The organism is Streptomyces sp. NPDC087215 (assembly GCF_044744885.1).
In the GTDB taxonomy this organism is placed as follows: Bacteria; Actinomycetota; Actinomycetes; order Streptomycetales; family Streptomycetaceae; genus Streptomyces.
In genome coordinates this window covers 605493-631378 of the sequence record NZ_JBIUZD010000003.1, presented here as the reverse complement: position 1 = coordinate 631378, position 25886 = coordinate 605493, and the positions used below count along the sequence as shown (strand labels likewise).

Annotated in this window: 18 protein-coding genes and 1 tRNA gene; 7 read left to right on the top strand and 12 right to left on the bottom strand. The window is 73.4% G+C overall.

Annotated elements, in window-relative coordinates:
• Window positions 1–103 precede the first annotated feature (103 nt).
• The gene (locus tag ACIO92_RS12345; RefSeq protein ID WP_402279886.1) at window positions 104–1798 is read left to right on the top strand and encodes a bifunctional 3'-5' exonuclease/DNA polymerase; all 1695 of its coding nucleotides are present in this window, start codon (window positions 104–106) and stop codon (window positions 1796–1798) included.
• 163 nt (window positions 1799–1961) lie between these two features.
• Here ACIO92_RS12345 and ACIO92_RS12340 read toward each other — a convergent pair whose 3' ends face one another.
• Together ACIO92_RS12340 and ACIO92_RS12335 are read right to left on the bottom strand one after the other, a co-directional pair.
• Window positions 1962–3227, bottom strand: coding sequence for a hypothetical protein (locus ACIO92_RS12340; protein WP_402279888.1), 1266 nt, complete (start codon window positions 3225–3227; stop codon window positions 1962–1964).
• Between the two features lie 130 nt (window positions 3228–3357).
• Complete coding sequence (locus ACIO92_RS12335; RefSeq protein ID WP_366442049.1) at window positions 3358–3867, bottom strand: SigE family RNA polymerase sigma factor; 510 nt, start codon at window positions 3865–3867, stop codon at window positions 3358–3360.
• Window positions 3868–4007: 140 nt separating this feature from the next.
• Between ACIO92_RS12335 and ACIO92_RS12330 the strand changes: the two genes are divergently transcribed.
• Window positions 4008–4388, top strand: a complete 381-nt coding sequence (locus tag ACIO92_RS12330) for a DUF6479 family protein (protein ID WP_366442048.1) — start codon at window positions 4008–4010, stop codon at window positions 4386–4388.
• 325 nt (window positions 4389–4713) lie between these two features.
• Here the strand turns inward: ACIO92_RS12330 and ACIO92_RS12325 are convergent, their stop codons facing one another.
• Window positions 4714–5280 carry a Uma2 family endonuclease gene (locus tag ACIO92_RS12325; protein ID WP_402054572.1) on the bottom strand — a complete coding sequence of 189 codons (567 nt, stop codon included), beginning with the start codon at window positions 5278–5280 and terminating at the stop codon, window positions 4714–4716.
• Window positions 5281–5551: 271 nt separating this feature from the next.
• On the opposite strand from ACIO92_RS12325, the gene ACIO92_RS12320 reads away from it, so the two are divergent.
• The 3 genes from ACIO92_RS12320 to ACIO92_RS12310 are packed head-to-tail and all read left to right on the top strand — an operon-like array spanning window position 5552 to window position 9461.
• Window positions 5552–6394, top strand: a complete 843-nt coding sequence (locus ACIO92_RS12320; RefSeq protein ID WP_402279891.1) for a vWA domain-containing protein — start codon at window positions 5552–5554, stop codon at window positions 6392–6394.
• 5 nt (window positions 6395–6399) lie between these two features.
• Window positions 6400–7269, top strand: coding sequence for a hypothetical protein (locus ACIO92_RS12315; protein ID WP_402279893.1), 870 nt, complete (start codon window positions 6400–6402; stop codon window positions 7267–7269).
• Window positions 7269–9461: a hypothetical protein gene (locus tag ACIO92_RS12310; protein WP_402279895.1), complete on the top strand. Its 2193-nt coding sequence runs from the start codon at window positions 7269–7271 to the stop codon at window positions 9459–9461. Before ACIO92_RS12315 ends, ACIO92_RS12310 begins: the two co-directional genes overlap by 1 nt.
• A gap of 93 nt (window positions 9462–9554) precedes the next feature.
• On the opposite strand, the gene ACIO92_RS12305 is transcribed toward ACIO92_RS12310, so the two are convergent.
• From ACIO92_RS12305 to ACIO92_RS12290, 4 genes are all read right to left on the bottom strand, one after another.
• Window positions 9555–9628 (bottom strand) — tRNA-Thr (locus ACIO92_RS12305).
• Between the two features lie 85 nt (window positions 9629–9713).
• Window positions 9714–11261, bottom strand: a complete 1548-nt coding sequence (locus ACIO92_RS12300) for an alpha/beta hydrolase (protein WP_366442045.1) — start codon at window positions 11259–11261, stop codon at window positions 9714–9716.
• 144 nt (window positions 11262–11405) lie between these two features.
• The gene (locus tag ACIO92_RS12295) at window positions 11406–12608 is read right to left on the bottom strand and encodes a DNA polymerase III subunit delta' (protein ID WP_401235020.1); all 1203 of its coding nucleotides are present in this window, start codon (window positions 12606–12608) and stop codon (window positions 11406–11408) included.
• A gap of 90 nt (window positions 12609–12698) precedes the next feature.
• Window positions 12699–12872 carry a hypothetical protein gene (locus tag ACIO92_RS12290; RefSeq protein ID WP_366442043.1) on the bottom strand — a complete coding sequence of 58 codons (174 nt, stop codon included), beginning with the start codon at window positions 12870–12872 and terminating at the stop codon, window positions 12699–12701.
• A gap of 158 nt (window positions 12873–13030) precedes the next feature.
• On the opposite strand from ACIO92_RS12290, the gene ACIO92_RS12285 reads away from it, so the two are divergent.
• On the top strand, window positions 13031–14290 hold the full coding sequence (locus ACIO92_RS12285; protein WP_402279898.1) for a sensor histidine kinase: 1260 nt from the start codon (window positions 13031–13033) through the stop codon (window positions 14288–14290).
• Window positions 14278–14919, top strand: a complete 642-nt coding sequence (locus ACIO92_RS12280; protein ID WP_366442041.1) for a response regulator transcription factor — start codon at window positions 14278–14280, stop codon at window positions 14917–14919. Before ACIO92_RS12285 ends, ACIO92_RS12280 begins: the two co-directional genes overlap by 13 nt.
• Before the next feature lie 70 nt (window positions 14920–14989).
• On the opposite strand, the gene ACIO92_RS12275 is transcribed toward ACIO92_RS12280, so the two are convergent.
• The 5 genes from ACIO92_RS12275 to ACIO92_RS12255 all read right to left on the bottom strand — a co-directional run bounded on the left by ACIO92_RS12275 (window position 14990) and on the right by ACIO92_RS12255 (window position 25745).
• On the bottom strand, window positions 14990–17581 hold the full coding sequence (locus ACIO92_RS12275) for an FtsX-like permease family protein (RefSeq protein WP_402279900.1): 2592 nt from the start codon (window positions 17579–17581) through the stop codon (window positions 14990–14992).
• Window positions 17578–18366: an ABC transporter ATP-binding protein gene (locus ACIO92_RS12270; RefSeq protein ID WP_402279903.1), complete on the bottom strand. Its 789-nt coding sequence runs from the start codon at window positions 18364–18366 to the stop codon at window positions 17578–17580. Before ACIO92_RS12270 ends, ACIO92_RS12275 begins: the two co-directional genes overlap by 4 nt.
• Window positions 18367–18455: 89 nt before the next feature.
• Window positions 18456–21938 (bottom strand): dTMP kinase, encoded by a 3483-nt coding sequence (gene tmk, locus ACIO92_RS12265; RefSeq protein WP_402279905.1) that lies wholly within the window; start codon window positions 21936–21938, stop codon window positions 18456–18458.
• Window positions 21939–22470: 532 nt separating this feature from the next.
• A complete protein-coding gene (topA, locus tag ACIO92_RS12260; RefSeq protein WP_366442037.1) occupies window positions 22471–25311 on the bottom strand; it encodes a type I DNA topoisomerase in 2841 nt (946 codons plus the stop codon).
• A gap of 236 nt (window positions 25312–25547) precedes the next feature.
• Window positions 25548–25745, bottom strand: coding sequence for a hypothetical protein (locus ACIO92_RS12255; protein WP_366442036.1), 198 nt, complete (start codon window positions 25743–25745; stop codon window positions 25548–25550).
• Window positions 25746–25886: the final 141 nt, after the last annotated feature.

The following is a 25886-nucleotide window of genomic DNA, read 5'->3' as shown; positions in this document are numbered from 1 at the left end:
CCCGTACGCGCTCCGGGTACGCGCTCCGATAGGCGTCCCCGTGCGCGCTCCGTGCGGAAGCGCCTCCGGGCCGATGTCAGTGGCGGGTGCCAGACTCGCACCCATGAACGAGAGGTGGGCGCTGGCGGCCGAGGCGGAGGGGGACGGAGCACTGCTCGTCCCGCTCGGCCCGGACGGGCTGCCCGCCGGGGATGTGCGGCGCGAGCCGGACCTCGTCACGGCCGTACGGTCCCGGCCGGAGGTCTCGCGCTGGGTGTGGCGGTCGACGGCCGAGGTGTACCCCCGGCTGCTCGCCGCCGGGGTGCGGATCGAGCGCTGTTACGACGTGGAGGCCGCCGAGCAGTTGCTCCTCGGGCACGAGGGGCGGCTCGGCGAGCCCCGTTCGGCGGCGGCGGCCTGGGCGCGCCTGCGGAACGGGGCGGTGCCGCCGGACCCGCCGCAGCGCGGCGCCGAGCCCGGCTCGCAGGACTCCCTCTTCGAACCGCGCCCGACGGTGTCCGTGCCGTTCGAGGGCCTCCTCGCGGTGTACGCGGAGCAGGTCCGGCGGCACGACAGGGCGGAGCATCCCGGCAGGATGCGGCTGCTGACGGCGGCCGAGTCGGCGGGGATGCTGGTGGCGGCCGAGATGCACCGGGCGGGTCTGCCGTGGCGGGCGGACGTGCACCGGGACCTGCTGGACGAGCTGCTCGGCGAGCGGTACGCGGGCGGGGGCGAGCCGCGCAGGCTGGCCGAGCTCACGGACGAGGTGTCGGCTGCCTTCGGGCGCCGGGTCAGGCCGGACCTCCCGGCGGACGTGGTGAAGGCCTTCGCGGGCGCGGGCGTACGGCTGAGGTCCACCCGCCGCTGGGAGCTGGCCGAGCTGGACCATCCGGCGGTGGAGCCGCTGATCGCGTACAAGAAGCTGTACCGGATCTGGACGGCGCACGGCTGGTCCTGGCTCCAGTCCTGGGTGCGGGACGGACGCTTCCGGCCGGAGTACCTGCCGGGGGGCACGGTCAGCGGACGCTGGACGACCAACGGCGGCGGGGCCCTGCAGATCCCGAAGGTGATCCGGCGTGCGGTGGTGGCGGACCCGGGCTGGCGGCTCGTGGTCGCGGACGCCGACCAGATGGAGCCGAGGGTGCTGGCCGCGATCTCCCGGGACCCGGGCCTGATGGACGTGGCCGGGCACCCCGACGACCTGTACACGCGCCTGTCGGACCGGGCGTTCTCCGGCGACCGGGAGCACGCGAAGCTGGCGCTGCTGGGCGCGGTCTACGGGCAGACCAGCGGGGACGGCCTGAAGAACCTGGCGGCGCTGCGCCGCCGCTTCCCGCGCGCGGTGGCGTACGTCGACGAGGCGGCGAAGGCGGGCGAGGAGGGGCGGCTCGTACGGACCTGGCTGGGCCGGACCAGTCCGCGCGCGGTGGGCTCGGGCGAGGACGAGGAGGCGGGTCTGCCGCAGGAGGAGGCCGAGCGGGCGGCGCCGGAGGAGAGCGGGTTCACCCCGGGATACGCCTCGGGGAACGCGCGGGCGAGGGGCCGCTTCACCCGTAACTTCGTGGTGCAGGGCAGCGCGGCCGACTGGGCGCTGCTGATGCTGGCGGCGCTGCGGCGGTCGCTCGCCGGGATGCGGGCGGAGCTGGTGTTCTTCCAGCACGACGAGGTGATCGTGCACTGTCCGGTGGAAGAGGCGGAGGCCGTCACGGCGGCGATCGGGGCGGCCGGGGACGAGGCGGGCCGGATCACGTTCGGGGAGACGCCGGTGCGGTTCCCGTTCACGACGGCGACGGTGGAGAGATACGCGGACGCGAAGTAGCGGGCACCCGGACCGGGCCGTACGGAAGCGGGGGCCGGACCCCGTACGGAGGCGGGGCCGGACCCCGTACGGGAGCACGGGAAAGGGGAGGGGCGGGCTGCCGGAGCCGACAGCCCGGCCCTCCCCTCCTCTCCCCCCCGTTCCGGAGCGGCTGACCGACCGCCTACCCCAGGGACACCTTCCGCCACTTCGGGCTGAGGGCGAGGGACTTGAGCTGCTCGATGGTGAGGGCGGGCTCGGCGCGGGTGGCGGCCTCGTGCTGCGCGCCGGAGTTGAAGGCGGAGACGACGACGCGGAAGCCGTCGGGAGTGATGGTGTCGACGTTCCACCACACGACTCCGGCGCCGCCCTTCTCACCGGCCCGCTTGACGGCCCGGACCTTGCGGCCGTCGGGCAGGGTGACGACGTCCGAGCCGCTGAAGAGCTCGGCGATCAAGTCCTTGGAGGAGGGCTGGACGTTGACGCCGACGAGGCTCGCGCCCTTGCCGTCGTCGACGACGACGTAGCCGTATTCGCCGCCGCCTCCCTTGGTCCGCACGTCGAGGCCCCGGGGGATCAGGCCGCGCAGGGTGTCGCGGACGGCGGTACCGGAGGGCTCGGCGGGCGGCGGTGTGTCCTGTCCGCCGCCCGGGGCCCCGGGGAGGCGGGCGAGCAGCGGACGCCAGGCGTCGGCGGTGACCAGGATCTTCAGCTGGGCGGGGGTGAAGGGCGGATCGGTACGGCTGACGGGGGCGCCCTTCTGGGCGGCGGCGTTGTACTCGCTCGTGTCGACGAGGAAGCCGTCCTTGGTGAGGAGGACCGCGCGCCAGGTCTTGGTCTCCTCGCGCTTGTCGGGGTACTCGTACCCCTGGAAGATCATGAGCCGGGCGCCGTTCGGCAGCTTCTGGGCGGTGCAGGCGTCGTAGGGGACGACGACCTTGTCGGGGCAGGTGACCATGGACCGGGCGGAGGCACCGGAGGCGCGGGAGAGGGAGACGCCGACGGCGGCCTTGCCCTTCCCGTCGTCGAAGACGCCCCCGACGGCCTCGCCGGTGCTGCCGAGGCCGTCGAAGGTCCACTTCCCCCGGGGGGTGTGGGCCTTGAGGACGGCGGCGATCTCGTCGACGCGGACCGGGCCCCCGGGCCGCTTCTCGGCGGTGGCGGTGGCGGCGGTGTTCGAGACGGGGGGCGCGGCGACGGACGAGGTGGCGGCCGTTCCTGCGGGGCCGAGCAGCGAACCGCCGTAGACGCCGCCGAGGCCCACGGCGGCGAGCGCGAGGACCCCTCCGGACACGGTGAGGCGGCGGCGGACGAGGCGGCGGCGCCCGCGCCGGAGGCCGCCCTCGACGAGTTCGCGCCGGTCGTCGGTGGTGAAGGTGTCGCCGGTGCCGCGCAGGACGGCGCTGAGCCGTTCCTCGAATCCGTGCGGCTGGTCTTCGTGCTGGGGCATGTCGAATTCGCCCTTTCCGATGGGGAGGGAAGAAGAAGGGGAGATGGCTCTGAGGGTGGCTACGGGCTGCTCGGCAGGGCCCTATGCGTGTGGCCCCGCGGGCGGCTCGGCAGGCGGCTCAGCGGGCGGCTCAGCGGGCGGCGAGTTCCCCGACGGTGCCGCCGAGGCGCTGCCGCAGCTTGGCGAGCGCCCGGGAGGAACGGGTGCGGACGGCGGCGGAGCTGACGTGCAGGGCGTCGGCGGTCTCCTCGACGCTGCGGTCCTCCCAGTAGCGGAGGACGACGACGGCCCGGTCCTTGGGGGCGAGCCCGGCGAGGGCGTCGAGCAGTGCGATCCGCAGCGCCGGGTCCTGGCCGTCGTCGGGGGCGCGGTCGGGGAGTTCGCCGAGCGGGCGTTCGGTGGCGGAGCGGCGCCTCCGGTGGCTGAGGAAGGTGCGGACGAGGACGGTCTGGGCGTACGCGGCGGGGTTGCCGATCCGCGCCGTCCGGCCCCAGAGGACGTACATCCGGCCGAGTGTCTCCTGGGTGAGGTCCTCGGCGAGATGGGTGTCTCCGCTGGTCAGCAGACATGCGGACCGGAAGAGGTGCCCCGATCGCGCGGAGGCGAACTCCAGGAACTCATCCGCGCGGGACTGTCTCATGCCTCTCCTCTCGCTTCGGTCACGGGCCGTGGTCGCCTTACATCTCATTGACGCGACGAGGACGGAGGAATGTTTCAAGATTCTTCGAGCTGCCAGGACCGATCGCGTCCAAAAGGGCTGAAAAGGGGTAATCCTGGAGTATGAACACTCTCAGCGCAGCACAGACGCTGGCTGCGGGAGTCTGGCAGTCGGGCCTAGGGCAGCTGATCGGCGGTCTCGTCCTCGTCGCCGTCCTGATCGCTGCGGTCTGGCTGGGCTTCCGCGTCCGCGACCGCGAATCCCGGGCCCCCAAGCCCGACGAACAGCCGCACCGCCCGGACACGGGCGAACTGCCGGGCGAGGTGTCGGAGTACCGCCGCCGCACCGAGGTCCCCCGGACGGACGGCGAGCACCGACTCATGCCCTACCAGCTCCACGACACCGGGGAGACCTCCCCGGACCCCCCGACCGAAGAGAAGCGCAAGTGGGGCGGAATCTCCAGCGGCGGCTTCGGCAGCGGAGGCACGGGGCACGGAGACTGACACCCCCTGGGGCGACGACCCGACACCTGCGACAAGGCGCACTTGAGCAGCCGGGGCCACCAGAAGGTCGTCGCCCCCTCCGCTCGCACAGACCCTTCCCAGGACTCGACGCGTGCCACCCGGGCATGAAAAAACCCCAGGTCACGGCGAGTGAGGTCCTGGGGTAATTCCGAGCCGCCTTCGGGATTCGAACCCGAGACCTACGCATTATGAGGATCTGCAAGATCATCCCGAGTGGTTCCGGGCGGTGCCACCGAATCCTGTTTCCACTGGTCAGAGGCGTCCGACCGTGATCACCGTGGCGCCAGGGATGCCCCGCGTGGAGTCAGATCTGGCCGAGATCGAACTCCACCTGGAAGGGAGCCGAAACCTTGACGACGCCAGTGAACACGTCCCCATCCCTGTAGGCCCTGGTCGCTGGATCGAGAACATAGGTGTACACCAAGGGGGCACCTGTCGCGGCCTGCTCGACCCTCCAGTAGAACGCGATACCGGACTTCGCGTACTGGTCCGTCTTCACGATCCGGTCGGTGGTCTCCGATCCCGGTGAGACAACCTCCACGACCAGCAGCACGTGCTCAGGACGGGTGGGCGTGATGTCGATCGTGTCCGCGCGGTACACAACGACATCCGGGCGCCGATTCGTGAGCGGGACGTCCTGGAGACGCACATCGAAGTCGGTATCGGCGTTCCAGCCAGGCCCCGCAGCCGCCTCCAGGAGATTCGCCAGGATCCGAGCGAGCCGATTGTGGCGCTTGGACGCACTGGGACTCACGACGATCATCCCGTCCACGATCTCGATCCCCGCACACTGCTCCTCCGACCAGGAGTCGTACTGCTCCGCCGTGATCTGCTCGTGCATCCACGCAGGGGCTGCCGTCTCGGCAGTCATGACGCACCTCCCGGACACCATGTGAGCGGGCCCGACCCCGCTGCGTTCAGCGTACTGTCTCAGCTCCGTCGGCCCACTGAACGCGAGAACGGCCGACGCGCGTCCAGCGGGCCGTCCAGCAGGAGACGGCGGCCCCGGGCCCTCCCCTCCGATTCCGCCTCACTGAGCAGCTCAGTGCCGCTACCATCAATCTCCCTGGGGGGTCAGGTCCGTGCGCGTCCCATGCCGTGCCGTTCGGTCCCCCGCCGAGCAAGAGGAGCCGGGTCGCCAGATGCCGTACACCGCCGAAATCAGCCGGACCAACCCCGGTTGCTTCATCTTCCTCGTGGACCAGTCCGCCTCCATGAGCGATCCCATCGGCAGCGGCGAAATGGTCCAGCAGCGCGCCCAGGTCGTATCGGACGCCATCAACCGACTGCTGACCGAGCTGTCGGTCAAGTGCGCGAAGGAAGAGGGCGTCCGCGACTACTTTCACGTCGCAGTGATCGGCTATGGCCACAACCAGGTCGGCTCCGCCTTCAACGGCGTGCTCGCCGGGCGGGACCTCGTACCGCTGAGCGAGATCGCGAACAACCCCGCCCGCCTGGAGAGCCGTACGAAGAAGGTTCCGGATGGCGCCGGCGGCCTGGTCGAGACGACCGTGCAGTTCCCCGTCTGGATGGACCCGGTCACCAACGGCGGCACCCCGATGACCCGTGCCCTTGGCTACGCCGACTCGCTCGTCGCACGCTGGGTCGACGAGCACCCGGGCGGATTCCCGCCCATCGTCCTCAACCTGACCGACGGCGAGTCAACCGACGGCGATCCGACGAGCGCGGCCATCGGGCTGGCCTCGCACGCCACCGCCGACGGGTCGGTGCTCCTCTTCAACCTGCACGTGTCGGGGGCGAGTGGCACCCCCGTCACGTTCCCGGACAGCGAGAGCGACCTCCCCGACACCTACTCCCGGCTGCTCTTCCACATGTCGAGCGTGCTGCCCACCCACATGCGCTCCTACGCCGCTTCGCAGGGCCACCGGGTCAGCGACGCCACACGGGGCTTCGTCTACAACGCCGACATCACATCCATCGTCGAGTTCCTCGACATCGGTACGCGCGCCACGGAACTTCGCTGAGCGGCGTGGGCGCGCCTTCGACGCCTCTCGACGTCCAGCGCTTCCTCGTCCCCAAGACGGGCAGCACGACCGAGGAGTGCGAGGACGCGATCGCCGTCTCTCCGTCACCCGACGCGAGTTCGCTCTTCGCCGCGGTGGCCGACGGGGCGTCCGAGAGCCTGCTCGCCGGAGCCTGGGCCCGGCGGCTGGTACGCGGTGCCGTCGCGTCGATGGCTGTTGCCACCGACGAACGAGGAGACGGACAGGACGGCCGGGGCCGCCCCTCCGGCTCCTTCGTCGAGAACCTCCTCTCCCACACCGTCGACCAGTGGGATGGCTACGTCGCGGAGTACCAGGCGGAGCGGGCGGCCCGCGGCCGTCCCATCGCCTGGTACGAGCAACCCGGCCTCGACAAGGGGGCCTTTGCCACGCTGATGGCCGTCCACCTAACGGCGGATTCCGCCGAACCGGCAGCCCGCAAGGACATACGGCACTGGACCTGGCGGGCCTTCGCGCTCGGCGACACGTGCCTCTTCCACCTCCGCGACGGCGGGCTCGTCACCTCGTTCCCCCTCACGGACGGCGACGGCTTCGGCATCACCCCACAGCTCCTCGGCAGCCGCAACCGCGATGCCACGCTGATCGCCGACCGGGCGTCGACCGCGAGCGGTGAACTCCACGCCGGTGACGAGCTGCTGTTGGCAACCGACGCACTGGCCGCATGGCTGCTGTCCCACCCCGACGTCGATTCGGGCGGAGCGGGACGGCAGCTCGGCAGCCTCGCCGACCTGGGCGACGAGGACTTCGCCGACTGGGTCGAGAGCGAACGCGACAAGTCCCGGATGCGCAACGACGACGTGGCTCTCCTTCGCCTGCGGGTGAGGGCGGAGAGGTGATGGCGGCCTCCCGCGCGGGTGGACCCGCCACCGGACGCAAGTTCCCGACCGGCGCGAACTACGTGGAAGTCCTCCAGAACCCCGCGCTCTGTTTCGAGGACCCGGACCTCAAGCACGGTTCGGTGCAGCAGAGCCCCGTACTCGGCCCGAAGGCGATCTCCGGGAACTTCGCCAGCGTCTTCTCCGTCACCGCCCCCGGCGGACAGCGGTACGCGCTGAAGTGCTTCACGCGCGACAGCAGCACCTTGGAAACACGCTACCGAGCCATCAGCACACAGCTCACCGGCCTCGGATCCGCGTCGCTGTCCCAGCCGTGGCCGGTCAGCTTCGATTACCTGGCGCGTGGCGTCCTCGTCGCCGGTCAGTGGTACCCGGCACTGAAAATGGCCTGGGCCGAGGGCACCAACCTGATCTCGTGGATCGAGCGGAACGTCCGGAACACGGCCGCGGTCCTGCGGACCGCCGAGCGTTTCACGGCGCTGATCGCCGACATGGAGAAGCTCGGCATCGGCCACGGCGACCTCCAGCACGGCAACCTCCTGGTCGCGGCCGACGGCACGCTCCGCCTCGTCGACTACGACGGCATGTACGTACCCGCGCTCAAGGGGCAGGGCGCCACCGAGAACGGCCATCGCAACTACCAGTCCCCCGCGCGCACGAGCGCGGACTTCGGCCCCGGCATGGACCGGTTCTCCTCCTGGATCATCCATCTGGCCCTGGTCGCGATCGCCACCGATCCCGGCATCTGGGACCAGCTGCACGATGACGAGGGAGAGTTCCTGATTCTGAAGGAGGACGACTTCAAGGAGCCGCAGTCCTCACTGGCCTGGAGTCTGCTGCTGACCCATCCCGATCCCACCCTCCAGGCGCTGGCCGCTCAGACCCACGGGCTGCTCTCCACCGCTCCCCATGCCGTGCCCGCGCTGTCCACGGCCGGGGCGATCCCTGTCCAGCGGCAGGCCCCGGCCGCGGCTCCGGTGGGCGGCACCCCCTCCTGGCTCGCGGGCCACATCCCGCCGCCCCGGAGCACCCCCGGGGGAAGCAGTGGGAGCGCCCCCGCGTCGTCCTCCGCAGCCCCCGGCGGGGGCTTCGCCCGCCGACGCGCCGTGGACGTCCTCACCGGGATCCTCGCCCTGGCCGGGACGGCCGCACCCGGCGTACTGAGCGCCGTCAGCGCGTTGCCGGTCGGCTACTCGACCGCGCAGGCGAGCGCCCTGCTCGTCTCCGGCGGCGCCCTTCACGTCATCTGCCGCTCCCGCCCCGAGGCCAAGGCATCGAAGGCCCGGCTGCAGACGCTCCGGCAGCAGGTGCGCGCCCTGGAGAACCCCGAGGCGGCGGCGGCGAAGATCCAGCAGGAGATCGAAGCCCTGGCCCTGTCCGGCGCGAACCGGGGCACCCAGCTCAACCAGCAGATAAAGAGCCTCCAGGTCGAACTGCGCGACGAACAGGCGCGGATCACCACCGCGCTCAACAAGACGACCAACAGCCTCAGTGGCACGCTGAACGCACTGGGCGACCAGGAACGGAAGCAACGCGAAACCGCGCTGGCCAAGGCAGCCAGGGCACACGTTCAGGACAGACTCCGCCGCGTCGCCATCCACGACGTCAAGAGGCTCTCCAACATGGGCGCCGGGACGGTCGCGGCCCTGGTCGCCGCCGGCATCCACACGGCCGCCGACTTCACCGGAGTTCGTTACGTGCAGAGCGGCCGGTACGCGAACCGCGACGCGTACCTCATCCGGCCCGGCGGCCAACAGGTCAAGATCTCGGGAGTCGGCGAGGTCCGGGCAACCGCCCTCGAAGGCTGGCGGACGTCGCGGGAGAAGGAGGCTCTGAAGTCGGCACCGACCAGCTTGAGTGCCCAGGAGCGGACGGCGATCCGGCAGCAGTTCGCCGCGAGGAAGAAACAGCTCGAAGCAGAGATCGCGAAGGCCGAGAGCACGGCCCGACAGAAGCGTGAGCAGGTCCAGCAGCGCATCGCCGCCCGTCAGCAGCAGGTCAGCAGAGAAAAGCAGCAGCACCTCGCGCTGGAGCAGCAGCAGCGCGCGGCCCTGCTCCAGCGCCACGCCCAACTGGCCGACGCGCGCACCACACACGAGCGACTGGCCGCCCAGCTCGCCACAGCCGGCACGGACCATCGCCGCGCTTTCGGCCTGCTGCGCTACCTCCGCTTCGTCGCCACGGGCCACTGACCGGGCCCACGGACCGCCGATCAACCGGCGTACATCACCTGAAGGGCATGAAAAAACCCCAGGTCACGGCGAGTGAGTCCTGGGGTAATTCCGAGCCGCCTTCGGGATTCGAACCCGAGACCTACGCATTACGAGTGCGTTGCTCTGGCCAGCTGAGCTAAGGCGGCACACTTTCTGAACCCATGGTGGGTGCAGCAGCGTCGCCAAGTCTACACAGTTTCCGGGGGTGCTCCGACCGCCCCCGGGCAGGGCCTATGAGCAGCGCTTTCCGTCGGTCGGCGGGGTGCCTTCCAGGAGGTACGCGTTGATCGCCGAGTCGATGCAGTCGCTGCCCCGGCCGTACGCCGTGTGGCCGTCGCCCTCGTAGGTGAGGAGGGTGCCCGAGGAGAGCTGGTCGGACAGGGAGCGGGCCCAGCGGTACGGGGTGGCCGGGTCTCGGGTGGTGCCGACGACGAGGATCGGGGCGGCGCCCTCGGCGGTGATGCGGTGCGGGCGGCCGGTGGCCGGGGTCGGCCAGTACGTACAGTTGAGCGCCGACCAGGCCAGGGCCTTGCCGAAGACCGGCGACGCCTTCTCGAAGGACGCGACGGCCTTGTCGACGTCCGCCGGGCCCGTGTAGGACGGCGGCTGGTCGAGGCAGTTCACGGCCGCGTTGGCGAACATGAGGTTCGCGTACGTGCCGTCCGCCTCCCGCTCGTAGTAGCCGTCGGCCAGTGCGAGCAGCCCCGAGCCCTCGCCGCCGATCGCCCGGGTCAGCGCCTCCCGCAGCTGCGGCCACGCCCCCTCGTCGTACATCGCCGCGATCACCCCGGTCGTCGCGAGGGACTCGCCGAGCGCACGGTCCTCGCCCGTCGGCACCGGCTTCGCGTCCACGTCGCGGAAGAACTTCTTCAGCGCCTCGCCCGCCGCGTCCACCGACCCCGTGCCGAGCGGGCAGTCCTTCTTCTTGACGCAGTCGGCGGCGAAGGCGCGGAAGGCCGTCTCGAAGCCGGCCGTCTGGTCGCGGTTGAGGTCCAGCGACGGGAGCGACGGGTCCATCGCCCCGTCCAGGACCAGCCTGCCCACCCGCGCGGGGAACAGCTCGGCGTAGGTCGCGCCCAGGAACGTGCCGTACGACGCCCCCACATAGCTGAGCTTCGGGTCCCCCAGCGCCGCCCGCAGGACGTCCATGTCCCGGGCCGTCTCCACCGTGGAGACATGCGGCAGGATCTTCCCCGACTTCTGCTCGCAGCCCGCCGCGAACTCCTTGAACGCCGTCGTCAGCGCGGTGACCTCCGCCGCGTCGTCCGGTGTCTGGTCGGTCTGCGTGTACGCGTCCATCCGCGGGCCCGTGAGGCATTCGACCGGCTCGCTGCGGGCGACCCCGCGCGGGTCGACCGCCACCATGTCGTACCGGGCGCGGACCGGTGCCGGGTAGCCGATGCCCGCGTACCCCTGGAGGTAGCCGACGGCCGAGCCGCCGGGGCCGCCCGGGTTGACCAGGAGCGAACCGAGCCGCTTCCCCGGGCCGGTGGCCCGCGCCCGGGACACCGCGAGGTCGATGTCGCCCGCCTCCGGCTTCGCGTAGTCCAGCGGGACCCGCAGGGTCGCGCACTGGAAGCCGGCGACGCCGCAGTCGCGCCACTTCAGCTTCTGCGCGTAGTGCTTCTTCAGCGCGTCGGGCGTCGCGGACCCGGGGGGCGCCGCCGCCGACGTGCTGCGGGACGCCGCCGCGTCGCTTCCGCCGGAGCAGCCGGAGAGGATCAGCCCGGCCGCCGCGAGGGCGGTGGCGGACGTACGGAGCAAACGCCTGGAGTCCATTCCCGGAGCGTATCCGGACCAGTACGGAACGTGTCCAATCGCCGCCCGGTGGCCGGGGATGCCGGGAGTCCGTGGCCGGGTGCCCGACCAGAAGCCCCTGGCCGCCCGGCCGACCCCAACAGTCCCCCTCAGCCCCTCAGCCCCTCAGCCCCTCAGCGACATCGTCATCGCCTCCACCGCCAGCAGCGGTGCCACGTTGCGGTCGAGGGCTTCGCGGCAGGCGAGGACGGCCTCGATGCGGCGCAGGGTGCGCTCCGGGGTGGTGTCGGCCGCGATCCGTTCGATCGCGTCCCGTACGTCCGTGTTGGCCAGGGGGGTCGTCGAACGCAGCTGGAGCACGAGCACATCGCGGTAGAAGCCGGTCAGGTCCGTGAGCGCCAGGTCCAGGCTGTCGCGCTGCGTGCGCGTCCTGCGGCGCTTCTGCCGGTCTTCGAGCTCCTTCATCGCCCCGGCCGTGCCGCGCGGCATCCGTCCGCCCTGCGTCGCGCCGAGGGCCGCCTTCAGTTCCTCGGTCTCCTTGACGTCGACCTCCTCGGCGGCCTGCTTCGCGTCCTCGGCCGCCGCGTCCACCAGTTCCTGCGCGGCCTTCAGACAGCCGCCGACGTCACCGACCCGCAGCGGCAGCTTGAGGACCACGGACCTGCGGGCGCGGGCCCGCTCGTCGGTGGCAAGTCTGCGGGCCCGGTCGATGTGCCCCTGGGTGGCGCGCGCGGCCGCGTGCGCCGCCTCCGGCTCGATGCCGTCGCGCCGTACGAGCACGTCGGCGACGGCGTCCACGGGCGGGGTGCGCAGGGTCAGGTGACGGCAGCGGGAGCGGATCGTGGGCAGCACGTCCTCCAGGGAGGGCGCGCAGAGCAGCCAGACTGTGCGGGGCGCGGGCTCCTCGACGGCCTTCAGGAGGACGTTGCCCGCGCCTTCGGTGAGCCGGTCGGCGTCCTCCAGGACGATGACCTGCCAACGGCCGCCCGCCGGGGAGAGCTGGGCGCGCCGGACCAGGGCGCGGGTCTCCTTCACGCCGATCGACAGCAGGTCGGTGCGGATGATCTCGACGTCCGCGTGGGTGCCGATCAGAGTCGTGTGGCAGCCGTCGCAGAAACCGCAGCCCGGGGCGCCGCCGAGGGCCCGGTCGGGGCTCACGCACTGGAGCGCGGCGGCGAACGCCCGCGCCGCCGTCGCCCGCCCGGACCCCGGCGGGCCGGTGAACAGCCAGGCGTGGGTCATCTTCGAGGCCTCGGGAACGGGCTGCCCCGCGGCATGGGCGGTCACGAACGTGTCGGCGTCCCGCGCGGCGGCGGAGAGCTGCTCCTCCACCTTCGACTGTCCGACCAGGTCGTCCCATACGGCCATGTCTGCCCCTCCTCAGGTACGCCTCCCATTGTGGGGCAGACCTCCGACAGTCCCGGCCCGGCGGAGGGGGAGCGGCGGGGCGGCTCCCGGTCAGTTCCCGGCTCGGGGGCGCGTCAGCCACAGCGCGACGGCGGAGCCGAGCACCGCCGTGCCCGTGCAGGCGCTGGCGACGATGTGGGTGGCGCCGTTCCAGCCCGCGAAGGTGTTGACGTAGGCGTTGGCGAGGACGCTCAGGACCAGTGCCGACCAGAACAGGGACCGCATGGGAACTCCAGGAAGGGAGAGGAGGAGAAGAGGCCGGACCGCCCGGCACTGTTCGATCTTCTTCCCGATCCGCTCCCGGCACAGCGGTGCCCGCCCCCGGACCGGTGGTGGAGCCTGCACCACCGCGGACCCCCCGGCATCCCGCATAGCCTGTCGTCATGCGCGACGCGATCAGGGATGCGGGCCGGGCGTCCCTCCAGCTCCTGGTGGGGGCGGCGGTCTCGATCCTCTGTTATCTGATGATCGGGGTCGCCCTCTTCACCGCCTTCCTCACCGTCACCGTCATCGGCGCGGGCGTCCTGCCCGAGAGCGTGCTGCTGCTGCGCCGTCTCGCCGGCTGGGAGCGGCGCCGGGTCGCGGCCTGGACCGGGACGGCCGTACCGGAGGCGTACTTTCCGCTCGAAGGGCCGCTCCCCGCGCGCGTGCGGACCGCCGTCAGCGATCCCGGCACCGGCCGTGACCTGATCTGGGCCGGTGCGCAGCTCCTCTACGGCATGGTCCTCTGGTACGCCTCCCTCGTCCTGTGGGCGCCCGCGCTGCTGGTCGACGGCGTCGTGACCGGACTCGCGGGGCGGCCACCGGTGGCCCTGCCGCTGCACGGCAGGCTCGCCGGGCTCGCGGCCGACTGGTCCCGGACGCTCCTCACGCCCGCGCCCTCGGCCGTCCGGGACGCCGCGCTCGCCGCCCGTATCGAACAGCTGACGGCGACCCGGGCGGGCGCGATCGCCGCGCACGGCGCCGAACTGCGCCGGATCGAGCGCGATCTGCACGACGGCGCGCAGGCCCGTCTGGTGGCGCTGTCCATGCGGATCGGCCTGGCCAAGCGCGCGTACGACTCCAATCCCGTGGCCGCGCGCAGGCTCCTCGACGACGCCCAGACCCAGGCCGAGGAGGCGCTCGCCGAGCTGCGGCACGTGGTGCGCGGCATCCATCCGCCGATCCTCACCGACCGTGGCCTGACGGGGGCGGTACGGGCGCTCGCGGCGAGCAGCGGCCTGGAGGTGCGGGTCTCGGTGACGGGTCTCGACGAGCCCCCGGCCGGAACAGGGCCCGCGCACGACGACCGGCCCGCCCGCCACGACCGGCCCGCGCACGGGGACGGCCCCCCGGCCGCCCCGCACCCCCGCGCCCCCGCCGCCGTCGAGGCCGCCGCCTACTTCGTCGTAGCCGAGGCCCTCACCAACGCCGCCAAGCACAGCGGTGCCGACCGCGCCTCCGTCGCCCTCTCCCGTGAACCGGCCGCCCTCCACGTGCGCGTGGCGGACGAGGGCCGGGGCGGCGCGGAGGCGGGCGAGCGGACCGGCTCCGGGCTCACCGGGATGCGCCGCCGGGTCGCCGCGCTCGACGGCTCCGTCCGCCTGACCAGCCCCCCGGGGGGCCCGACCATGATCGAAGTGGAGCTGCCGTGCGTGTGGTGATAGCCGAGGACAACGCCCTCCTGCGGGAGGGTCTGGTGCTGTTGCTGACCTCCTCCGGCCATGAGGTCGCCGGGGTCGCGGCCACCGGTCCCGAAGTCCTGCCGCTGCTCCTGGAGCACCGCCCGGACGTGGCCGTCCTCGATGTGCGGATGCCGCCCGGCTTCCGCGACGAGGGGCTGCGGGCGGCGCTCGCGGCCCGTGAGCGGCTGCCGGACCTGCCCGTCCTCGTCCTCTCGCAGTACGTGGAGGAGACGTACGCCGCCGAGCTCCTGGGCGGCGGCGCCCGGGGTGTCGGCTACCTCCTGAAGGACCGGGTGGGCCGGGTGGACGAGTTCCTCGACGCCCTGGAACGGGTCGCCGCCGGGGGTACGGCCCTGGACCCGGAGGTCGTCACCGAGCTGCTCGCCCGCCGCAGCGACCCGCTGGACGCCCTCACTCCCCGCGAGCGCGAGGTCCTGGAACTGATGGCGCAGGGCCACGACAACGCGACGATCGCCCGCTCGATGGTGGTGACCGAGCGGGCCGTGCACAAGCACATCGGCAACGTCTTCCTGAAGCTGGGCCTGCCGCCGAGCGACAGCGGCGGCCACCGCCGGGTCCTCGCCGTGCTCGCCTTCCTCAACGCCTGAGCGGGCCCGGGGCGCACCGCCCCGGACCCGCTCAGAACCTCACCCGCTCAGGACCTCCCCGCTCAGGACCTCACCCGCGCGGGCGCCGTCCCGTGCCCGGCAGGAACACGCCCGCCACCACCGTGACCACCACCGCCCCCGCGATCAGGCCCAGGTGCACCGGCGGGAGGTACGGCGGCCCGCCGGTGAGCGTCCAGGCGAAGGAGGTCAGCGGCAGGGCGGCGACCACGGCGCCGACGAGCAGGCCCGTGACGACGAGGAAGCCCGCCTCCAGGCCCAGCGTCCGGCGCAGTTGGCCCGCCGAGGCGCCCACCCGGCCGAGCAGCCGGAGTTCACCGCGCCGCCCGGCGCCGATCAGGGTGAGGGTGCTGAGTACGGAGAGGAGGGTGAGGCCGCCGATCGCGGAGACGACCGCCGCCGAGACGATCCCGTTCAGCTCGGCCCCGGGCAGGGCGACCCGCTCGGGCACGACGGGACCGGGAAGGGGGCGGGTGACCGGCCCGGTGCCGGTGCCAGGACCGGGACCGGGACCGGCTCCGTCGACGGCGGCCTGCCCGGCCCCGGCGGTGGCATCGGCCCAGGCGGTGGCATCCGTACCGCTCCCCTCCCGCGCCGCCAGCACCCTCGACGGATACGGATCGCTCATGTGCGGGGCGAGTTCGGCCTTCGGGAGCAGGAACTCGCCGAGCGCGAGGGAGCGTTCGTAGACCGCGACCACCCGGAGCCGCCGGGGCGTGCCGTCGCCGAGCCGCAGCTCGACCGTCGAACCGGGGCGCACGTCCAGGGAGTCGGCCGTGTCGGAGCCGACCGCGACCGTGCCCGTACGGGCGAGTCCCGCGAGGTCTCCGGCGACGACGCCGGGGTCGAGCGTGCCCGTCAGACCGGCCGCGTCGACGCCGAGGACGGGGAGCCGTTCCAGGCGGGGCGTGCCGAGCTCCGTACGGGCCAGGACCACCGACGACCGCAGCACGTCCGTCGCCGAGGCGATCCCGGGCAGCCCCCGGACGTGTTCCGCCGTCGTCCCGGTGAACGCCAGGTCCGCCGTGGTCGCCGCCCGAGCCTGCGCGTCGGCCGCACGTCCCATGGTGGCTCCCGCAGACAGCTGCACCAGCGCGAAGGCGGTGACCAGGACCACGGGGGCGAGGGCGGCCCCGAGGCGGCGCGAGTGGGTGTTCGCCCCGGCGGCCACGAGCCGTCCGGGGGCGCCGCCGCACCACCGCAGCGGCCGGTCGAGGACCACCGAGGCGGCCCGCGCGAGCCACGGCCCGAGCAGGGCGCACCCGGCGACCAGCGTCACCGTGGCAGCCCCGGCAGCGGCGGCGGCAGCGGCGCCGCCCTGGGCCGCGCCCGCCCCCGCGGACATCACGCCGGCGAGGAGCAGTGCGATCCCGCCGACCCGCCGGGCGGTGCCCTTCCCGGCCCGGCCCGGCTGTCGGGCGGCGAACGGGACGACGGCCCTCGCGAGCCCCGTCACCAGGGCGGCGGTCACGAGGACGGCGGCGAACAGCCAGGGCGGGGAGGGCAGTTCGAGCCCTTCGGGGACGACTCCGGTACGGCCGCGCAGCGCGGACCAGAGGGCCAGGAACGCCGGTGCGCCCAGGAGGGCGCCGAGCAGCGCGGCGGGACCGGCCACCCGGATCACCTCCCGTCCCGCCGCGGCCCGTGTCTGGCGGGGTGTCGCGCCGATCGAGAGCAGCAGTTCCCGTTCGGCTGCGCGCTGTCCGAGGGCCTGTGCGACGAGCGAGGCGAGGACGAGGAGGGCGACGAGGACGACGGTGCCGGAGACGGCGGCGAGGACCATGAGGAGTTCGGTGCGGGCGGGCGGCGCGGCGAGGTGTTCGGCGCCGCCCCGGCCGTCGCCGGTGAGGGCCCGGAGCGGCTGGCCGGAGGCGGTGTCCTCGAGTCCCGCCCCGTCCAGGGCTGCCCGTACGCGCGCGTGGAGGGTGTCCACCGGGACGCCGGGCTCGGCGAGGACCCCGACGGCGCCGACGGTGCCGGGGTGTCCGGCGCGCTTCCCGGCCTCCGCCGCCGTGACGTACAGCGCGGCAGGCCCGTCGGCGATCCCGACGACCGTCCGCCCGGCGACGGTGTCACCGATCCGGGGCGTGGCGGACGACCCGGTGCCGGGGCCCGTTCCCGCGCCCGTTCGCGGGCCGGAGCCCGGCCAGGCCTCCGCGCCGCCGCCGAGGACCGTCTCGGAGCCGGTGCGGGGTTCCCGGCCCTCGGTCAGCCGGTACGGGGCCAGCCGTGCCGCGTCCCAGGAACGCCCCTCGTGGACGCGGTCCGCCGGGGAACCCTCCCGTACGGCGAAGGTGTGGTCCGGGACCGCCGCCCGGACGCCCGGCACCGCGCGCAGCACGGCGACGGCCGCCTCGGGGACCCGGACCCGTTCGGTGAGGTCCGCCCGTTCCGTGGTGGGTTCGCTCCCCCACGGCTTCGTCGTCCAGCGGACCTCCTGGTCACCGGCGACGACGACGGCGGTGGCCGCGTACCGCTCCACGCGCGCGTGGCCGAGGGCGGTCGACCCCAGGGCGAGGGCCAGGGCGCCGAGCAGCGCGGAGGTGACGGCGACGGCCGCGAAGACCGCGGCCCAGGCCCGCCGGTGCGTCCGCAGGGACCGGGCCGCGAGCAGCCGGACGGCGGCGTTCCCGCGCGGGCTCACCGGGACACCGCCGTACGCGCGCGCGGGGCCCCCAGCACGTCCCGTACCCCCTTCTCGTCCGGCCGGTCGAGGCGGGCGATCAGACGGCCCCGGTCGAGGAACACCGCCTCGTCCGTCCAGGCCGCGGCCACCGGGTCGTGGGTGACGAGGACGACCGTGGTGCCCCGCTCGTCCACCGCGCGCCGCAGCAGCGCGAGGACCCCGGCCGCCGTGACCGGGTCGAGGGCGGCGGTCGGCTCGTCGGCGAAGACCACCTCGGGCTCGTTGACCAGGGCGCGGGCGATGGCGACCCGCTGGCGCTGGCCCCCGGAGAGGTGCTCGGGGGAGTCCTCCGCGCGGTCGGCGAGCCCGACCGCGGCGAGTCCGGTCAGGGCACGGGCGTCGAGGGCCCGGCCCTCCCGGGCCCCGGCGAGGAGCAGCGGAAGGGTGACGTTCTCGCGCACGTTCAGCGCGGAGACGAGGTTCAGGGACTGGAAGACGAAACCGACCCGGTCGCGGCGGAGCCGGGTGAGGGCGGCGGCCTTCAGGGCGGCGAGGTCGGTGCCCCCGATCCGTACCGTCCCGGCCGTCGGCCGTTCGAGTCCGGCCGCGCACCGCAGCAGGGTGGACTTGCCGGAGCCCGAGGGGCCCATCACGGCCGTGAACCGGCCGCGCGGCACCACGAGGCTCACCCCGTCGAGTGCGGGGGCGCCGCGCCCGTAGGCCCGGCACACCCCGTCGAGGGAGAGGGCGGCGGAGTCGGGAGCGGGGGTGGGTCCACCCGGCGTCACTGCGGTCGTCGTCATACCGACAACGCTAGGAAAACGCAGGTCAGGCCGGTATGGGGCGAGCTGCCCAGTGGGGGGTGGAGCTGGCTACACCCCCCACCGGCGGATCAGCTGCGGCGGCGCGGTCCCTCTTCGTCGTGCGGGCCGAACAGTTCGTCGGCGAGGGTCGGGAGGTCGTCGAGCGGAGTCTCCTCGGCCCAGTCGGGGCGGCGCGGGCGGCCGTTCTCGTCGAGCTGGGGCAGCTCACGGGTCCGGTCGTTCGCCCCGTGCGGCGCCTCGTGCTCGTCCCGGAAGATGCCCGGCGGCACCCGGTCGGCCGGGTCGGACGCCCGGGTGTCCCGTACCGGCGGCAGTACGGCCGTCTCCTCGACGTCCCGTACGACGGGCAGCACGGCGGTCTCGTCGGAAGCGCGGGCCTCCCGGTCGCGGATCTGCGGCAGGACGGCCGTCTCGTCGTCCGGCTGCCCGAGCCGGACGACCGGGGTGGCGACGGTGATCTCCTCGGGCGGGACGGCCGGGCCGTCGGCCCCGCGTCCCCGGGGCGACCGGCCGGACCGGGAGCCGCCCCGGGAGCCGGTCTCGCGGCTGAGGGCCGTGCGCGGGTCGGCGCCGGTGGGCCCGCCCGGCTTCACCACGGGGTTCGGGACGGTGACCTCGTTCGCGGACTCCTCGGGGGTCCCGCCCGGCTTCACGACCGGGGTCGGGACGGTGATCTCGTTCGCCGACTCCTCGACGGACCGGGCGGTCCTCCCGGCGGGCTTCCGGGCGTTCTTCGCCTCGCGGTCGGCGGCCGCCTGCTCGGCCGCGGCCGTCCGCTCCGCCGCCCTCTTCTCGGCGGCCCGCTTCTCGGCCTCGGCCTTCCGCCGGGCCGCCTTCGCCGCCTCGGCCCGCTCGGCGGCGGCCAGCTCCGCGGCGGCCCGTTCGGCCGCCGCGCGCTCGGCGGCGGCCTTGGCGGCGGCCTCGGCCGCGATCTTCGCGGCGGCTGCCTTCGCCGCTGCCTCCTCCGCCGCCTTCGCGGCGGCGGCGGCCTCGGCCATCCTGCGGGCCTCCTCGGCGCGCAGCAGCGCCTCCTCGGCCTTGCGCTGCTTCTCCAGGCGTCGCTCCTCGGCCTCGGCCCGCAGCCGGGCCTCCTCCTCGGCGGCCTTGCGGAGCCGCTCCTGCTCCTCCTGGCGGGCCTTCTCCTCGGCAGCGAGGCGACGGCGCTCCTCCTCGGCCGCGGCCTCGGCGGCGAGCCGGGCCTCCTCGGCCTTGCGGCGGGCCTCCTCCGCTTGCCGTTCGGCCTCCAGGCGGCGGGCTTCCTCCTCCTCGCGGCGCTTGCGCTCCTCCTCCTCGGCGCGCAGCCGGGCGAGCTGCTCCTGCCGCTCGCGCTCCAGCCGCTCCTCCTCGGCCTTGCGGGCCGCTTCCTCCTCCTCGCGCCGCTTGCGCTCCTCCTCGGCCTTGCGGCGGGCCTCCTCGACGGCCTTCACCTCGGCCCGGGAGAGCGGGAGCATCCGGTCGAGCCGGTGGCGGACGGTGGTGGTGACGGCCTCGGGCTCCTGACCCGCGTCGACGACGAGGTAGCGGCCGGGGTCGGCGGCGGCGAGGGCGAGGAATCCCGCCCGTACGCGCGCGTGGAACTCCGGCGGCTCGGACTCCAGCCGGTCGGGCGCCTCGGTGAAGCGCTCCCGGGCGGTCTCCGGGGAGACGTCCAGGACGACGGTCAGGTGCGGGACGAGACCGTCGGTGGCCCAGCGGGAGATACGGGCGATCTCGGTCGGCGACAGATCGCGTCCGGCGCCCTGGTAGGCCACGGACGAGTCGATGTAACGGTCGGAGAGGACGATCGCGCCCCGCTCCAGGGCGGGCCGGACCAGGGAGTCGACGTGTTCGGCGCGGTCGGCCGCGTACAGCAGGGCCTCGGCGCGGTTCGAGAGGCCCGCCGACGACACGTCGAGCAGGATCGAGCGGAGCCGCTTGCCGATGGGGGTGGCGCCGGGCTCGCGGGTGACCACGACCTCGTGGCCCTTGGCCCGGATCCATTCGGCGAGCGCCTGGACCTGGGTGGACTTGCCCGCTCCGTCGCCGCCCTCCAGGGCGATGAAGAAGCCGGTCGGGGAGGGCGCCTGGGCCGGGTCGGAGCCGCGCAGCGCGTCGCGCAGGTCACGGCGGAGCGGGACGCCCGCGCGGTCGTCGGTCCTGGCGAGGACGACGGCGGCGACCGGAAGGAGCAGGGCGCCGACGAGGGCGAGCGTGAAGGCGGCGCCGCCGTGCCCGAGGACGGAGTCGGCGGAGCCCAGACGGCGCTGGCCGATCGCGCCGGCGACCAGCGGCGCGAGGAGCGCGCCGAGGCCCATGCCGACCCGGGCGGCGGCCTGGAGGTGCTCGGTGGCGCGGGCCCGGCGGGGCTCCTCGCTCTCCTGGTCGATCAGGACGTGGCCGGTGTTGGCGGCGACTCCGGCCGCGTATCCGGCGAGGACGGCGAGGAGGAGCACGGTCGCCGTGTCGGGGACCAGGCCCGTCGCGATCAGGGCGACGCCGGTGACGGCGGTGGCCAGGGCGAGCAGCCTGCGCCGGGACAGCACGGGCAGGACGGAACGCGCGGTGCGGATGCCGACGGCGGTGGCGCCGCTGAGCGCCAGGATCAGCAGGGCGTACGTGACGGGGCCACCGCCCAGGTCACGGGCGTGCAGCACGGCGACCGACGCCGCCGCCGCGATGGCCCCGGCGACGAGGGCGCAGGTCAGGACCAGGATCTGGAGGGCTCCCGTGCGGCCCTTCGTACCGGCCGGGCGGCGCAGGCCCTCCAGCGGCGAGCGGGGCCGGGGGGTCGCGTCGCCGGGCAGCGCCATCGCGTACAGGATGGCGGCGGAGGCGGCGAGGAGACCCGCGGCGACGTACGCGCCGAGAGCTGCCTGGTGCTGGGCGAACCAGTCGATGCCGAGACCGAGCAGTTCACCGGCCAGGGTGGCGACGAGCAGGACCGCGGCGGCGATCGGCACGGCGAGGAAACCGGTGCGCTGGGTGAGGCGGCGCAGGGCTCCGAGGTGGTCGGGGAGCGGGCGCACGGCCGGGCCCTCTATGGGCGGGGCGGGCAGCAGCGCGGGCGCGGCGCCCTCGCGGCTGATCGTCCAGAGCCGTTCGGCCGCACCGGCGACGAAGACGGTGCCGAGCAGGTACCAGAGGGCGTCGCCGGGGGTCCAGTCGATCCACAGGGGGGCGACGACGAGCAGGGCGACCCGGACGCCGTCGGCGCCGAGCATGGTCCAGCGCCGGTCGAGGAACCCGCCGGGTCCGGTGAGCGCGGTCAGCGGACCGAGCAGGACGGCCCCGAAGAGGACCGAGGCCAGCAGACGGGCGCCGACGACGGCGGCCACGGCGAACGCGGCACCCCGGTACCCCCCGCCGAGCGCGCCCTCGGTGACCGCGGCCTGGAGGCCGAGCACGACGAGGACCAGGAGGGCGAGGGCGTCACCGACGCTGCCGACCAGATGGGCGCTCCACAGCCGGCGCAGCGGCTGATGGCGCAGGAGCGCCCGTACGGCACGCTCCCGGGAGTCCGCGACGAGTGCGGCGTCGGAATCACCGAGGCGGTCTGGCTGCTCTGCTCGCATCCGTCCACCCTATCCGGACGGCCTTGCTCCCCGCGGCCCACGACCGAACATCCGGACGAGCCTGTGACAAGGCACGGCGGGGGCGGGGACGGTCCGTCCGCGCCCCCGCTGGGCGTTGTCGCGGACCGGCCCGATGGGCGTCCGGCCGCTGGTGCGGAGAGTGGCACTGCCGGTGGTCGGATGGATACCGGCGGTGTCTGATGCTGGGGCGTTGGTATGGATTGGTATGGATACCGGCGGTATCTGACGACACCGGGGCCAGGTTCGGTATCTGACACCCGGGCCAGGTATGGATACCGGCGGTATCCGACACCTCGGCTCCGTACAGATACCGCCGGTATCCACGGCCCGACGCTCCGGGCAGATACCGGCGGTACCCATACGCCCAGACCTCGGCGTGGATACCGGCGGTATCTGAACGCCCGGGGCCGTATGGAGACCGGCGGTATCCATACCCGTATCCGTACAGCGGGCCTCCGTACAGATACCCGCGGTATCCGATACCCCGACTCCGTACGGATACCAGCGGTACCTATTCCGGCTTCGCCGCCGCCGTCTTCTTCGCGGCCGTCGTCTTCTTGGCCGTCGTCGTCTTCGCGGCGGTCTTCTTGGCGGCGGTGGTGGTCTTCTTCGCCGCCGTCTTCGTGGCCGTCTTCTTCGCCGTGGTCGCCTTCTTGGCCGGGGCCTTCTTGGCGGTCTTCTTCGCCGGTGCCTTGGCGCGCTTCTCGGCGAGCAGCTCGTAGCCGCGCTCCGGCGTGATCGTCTCGACGCTGTCGTCGGTCCGCAGGGTGGCGTTGGTCTCGCCGTCCGTCACGTACGGGCCGAAGCGCCCGTCCTTGACGACCACGGGCCGCTCGCTGACCGGGTCGGTGCCCAACTCCTTCAGCGGCGGCTTGGCCGCGGCCCGGCCGCGCTGCTTCGGCTGGGCGTAGATCGCGAGCGCCTCTTCGAGGGTGACCGTGAAGAGCTGGTCCTCCTCGGTGAGCGAACGCGAGTCCGTGCCCTTCTTCAGGTACGGGCCGTAGCGGCCGTTCTGCGCGGTGATCTCGACGCCCTCGGCGTCCGTACCGACGACCCGGGGCAGGGACATCAGCCGGAGCGCGTCGTCGAGGGTGACGGTGTCGAGGGTCATCGACTTGAAGAGCGAGGCGGTGCGCGGCTTGACCGCGTTCTTGCCGGTCTTCGGGGTGCCCTCGGGCAGGATCTCGGTGACGTACGGGCCGTACCGGCCGTCCTTGGCGACGATCTGGTGGCCGCTGACCGGGTCGGTGCCCAGCTCGAAGTCGCCGCTCGGCTTGGCGAGCAGCTCCTCGGCGAGTTCGACGGTCAGCTCGTCGGGCGCGAGCTCCTCGGGGACGTCGGCGCGCTGGTGGCCCTCGGCGTCCTTCTCGCCGCGCTCGACGTACGGGCCGTAGCGGCCGACGCGGAGCACGATGCCGTCGCCGACGGGGAAGGAGGAGATCTCGCGGGCGTCGATCGCGCCGAGGTCGGTGACCAGTTCCTTGAGGCCGCCGAGGTGGTCGCCGTCGCCGTTGCCCGCGTCCGCCGCGCCGCCGGAGGCGCCCGTACCGCTCGCGCCCTCACCGAAGTAGAAGCGCCTCAGCCACGGCACGGCCTGGGCCTCGCCGCGTGCGATGCGGTCGAGGTCGTCCTCCATCCGGGCGGTGAAGTCGTAGTCGACGAGCCGCCCGAAGTGCTTCTCCAGGAGGTTGACGACGGCGAAGCTCAGGAAGGACGGGACGAGCGCCGTGCCCTTCTTGAAGACGTAGCCGCGGTCGAGGATCGTGCCGATGATCGACGCGTACGTCGACGGGCGGCCGATCTCGCGCTCCTCCAGCTCCTTGACGAGCGAGGCCTCGGTGTAGCGGGCCGGGGGCTTGGTCGCGTGGCCGTCGACGGTGATCCCGTCGGCGGTCAGCGCGTCGCCCTCGGCGACCTGCGGCAGCCGCCGCTCGCGGTCGTCCAGCTCCGCGTTCGGGTCGTCGGCGCCTTCGACGTACGCCTTCATGAAGCCGTGGAAGGTGATCGTCTTGCCGGAGGCGCTGAACTCGGCGTCCCGGCCGTCGGCCGCGCGGCCACCGATCTTCACGGTGACCGAGTTGCCGGTGGCGTCCTTCATCTGGGAGGCGACGGTCCGCTTCCAGATCAGCTCGTACAGCCGGAACTGGTCGCCGGTCAGACCGGTCTCCGCCGGAGTGCGGAAACGATCACCCGAAGGGCGAATCGCCTCGTGCGCCTCCTGGGCGTTCTTGACCTTGCCCGCGTAGACACGCGGCTTCTCCGGCAGGTAGTCGGCGCCGTACAGCTGGGTGACCTGGGCCCGCGCCGCCGAGACGGCGGTGTCGGACAGGGTCGTGGAGTCCGTACGCATGTAGGTGATGAAGCCGTTCTCGTACAGCTTCTGCGCCACCTGCATGGTCGCCTTCGCGCCGAAGCCCAGCTTGCGGCTCGCCTCCTGCTGGAGGGTGGTGGTGCGGAAGGGGGCGTACGGCGAGCGGCGGTACGGCTTCGACTCGACCGAGCGCACCGAGAAGGCGGTGTCGGCGAGGGCGGCAGCCAGGGAACGCGCGTTCGACTCGTCGAGGTGCAGGACGTTCGCGCTCTTCAGACGCCCGTCGGCACCGAAGTCACGGCCCTGCGCGACCCGCCTGCCGTCGACCGACGCGAGCCGGGCGACCAGCTGGGACGGGTCGGAGGCGTCACCGGTGCGGCCGGTGCCGAAGGTGCCGGTGAGGTCCCAGTACTCGGCGGAACGGAAGGCGATGCGCTCGCGCTCCCGCTCGACGACGAGCCGGGTGGCGACGGACTGCACGCGCCCGGCGGACAGCCGGGGCATGACCTTCTTCCACAGGACCGGCGAGACCTCGTAGCCGTACAGCCGGTCGAGGATGCGGCGGGTCTCCTGGGCGTCGACCATCCGCTGGTTCAGCTCGCGCGGGTTGGCGACGGCCTCCCGGATCGCGTCCTTGGTGATCTCGTGGAAGACCATCCGGTGGACCGGGACCTTGGGCTTCAGGACTTCCTGGAGGTGCCACGCGATGGCCTCGCCCTCGCGGTCCTCATCGGTGGCGAGGTAGAGCTCGTCGGACTCGGCGAGCAGCTCCTTGAGCTTCCTGACCTGAGCCTTCTTGTCGGCGTTGACGACGTAGATGGGCTGGAAGTCATGCTCCACGTCGACGCCGAGGCGGCGCACCTCACCCGTGTACTTCTCGGGCACCTCGGCGGCGCCGCTGGGGAGGTCACGGATGTGCCCGACGCTCGCCTCGACCACGTAGCCGGGGCCGAGGTAGCCCTTGATCGTCTTCGCCTTGGCAGGCGACTCGACGATGACGAGTCGGCGGCCGCCGTGTGCGGTCTCGCTGGTCGGGGACAACTTCGCTCTTCTCTCCGGATCGACACTCTCGGGCACGTACGGCACTGGCACGCACGGCAGCGGCACGGACGGTGACGCTCCCGTCGCTGCGGAGTGTGACGGTACAACCCGCCCCCGTGTCAAACGGCGAAAGCCCGCAACGGCCACTCGAACGGTAACCCGAGTCCTGCCATTCCTGCCGCCCGGACTCCCGGTCGGGCGGGGCGGGGCGTGTGCGCGGGGGTGCCGGGGAGAGGTCAGAGGCGGCCGAAGCACCAGACGCCGAGGAGGAGGAACACCGTGCCGGAGAGCCCGGTCAGAGCGACGGCGGTGCGCGGGGCGACCCCGTACGCGACGGGCTCGCGGTGCAGCGTCCGCACGGTGGTCCACAGCAGCAGCGCCCCGCCGAACAGCGTGAACGCAGCCCCCGCGAAGATCGCCGGCCCGCTCTCCATGCCCGTACCCCGTTCCGTTCCCGTGGGACGTCGTCCCCCGGGCCCGAGGCTGACACCTCCGGACGTCGTGGGCGCGAATTCCGGGTGAACGACGCGGAGCGGTCCCCACGGTTTCACGAGGATGGCCGGTAGTCACCCGCT

Bases quoted from the DNA above. Each gene is read 5' to 3' on its own strand.
- ACIO92_RS12300 (WP_366442045.1), bottom strand. From the start codon at position 11,261: ATGGACTCCAGGCGTTTGCTCCGTACGTCCGCCACCGCCCTCGCGGCG.
- ACIO92_RS12335 (WP_366442049.1), bottom strand. From the start codon at position 3,867: ATGAGACAGTCCCGCGCGGATGAGTTCCTGGAGTTCGCCTCCGCGCGA.
- ACIO92_RS12270 (WP_402279903.1), bottom strand. From the start codon at position 18,366: ATGACGACGACCGCAGTGACGCCGGGTGGACCCACCCCCGCTCCCGAC.
- ACIO92_RS12285 (WP_402279898.1), top strand. From the start codon at position 13,031: ATGCGCGACGCGATCAGGGATGCGGGCCGGGCGTCCCTCCAGCTCCTG.
- ACIO92_RS12330 (WP_366442048.1), top strand. From the start codon at position 4,008: ATGAACACTCTCAGCGCAGCACAGACGCTGGCTGCGGGAGTCTGGCAG.
- ACIO92_RS12290 (WP_366442043.1), bottom strand. From the start codon at position 12,872: ATGCGGTCCCTGTTCTGGTCGGCACTGGTCCTGAGCGTCCTCGCCAAC.
- ACIO92_RS12325 (WP_402054572.1), bottom strand. From the start codon at position 5,280: ATGACTGCCGAGACGGCAGCCCCTGCGTGGATGCACGAGCAGATCACG.
- ACIO92_RS12255 (WP_366442036.1), bottom strand. From the start codon at position 25,745: ATGGAGAGCGGGCCGGCGATCTTCGCGGGGGCTGCGTTCACGCTGTTC.
- ACIO92_RS12310 (WP_402279895.1), top strand. From the start codon at position 7,269: ATGGCGGCCTCCCGCGCGGGTGGACCCGCCACCGGACGCAAGTTCCCG.
- ACIO92_RS12345 (WP_402279886.1), top strand. From the start codon at position 104: ATGAACGAGAGGTGGGCGCTGGCGGCCGAGGCGGAGGGGGACGGAGCA.
- ACIO92_RS12320 (WP_402279891.1), top strand. From the start codon at position 5,552: ATGCCGTACACCGCCGAAATCAGCCGGACCAACCCCGGTTGCTTCATC.
- ACIO92_RS12340 (WP_402279888.1), bottom strand. From the start codon at position 3,227: ATGCCCCAGCACGAAGACCAGCCGCACGGATTCGAGGAACGGCTCAGC.
- tmk (WP_402279905.1), bottom strand. From the start codon at position 21,938: ATGCGAGCAGAGCAGCCAGACCGCCTCGGTGATTCCGACGCCGCACTC.
- ACIO92_RS12295 (WP_401235020.1), bottom strand. From the start codon at position 12,608: ATGGCCGTATGGGACGACCTGGTCGGACAGTCGAAGGTGGAGGAGCAG.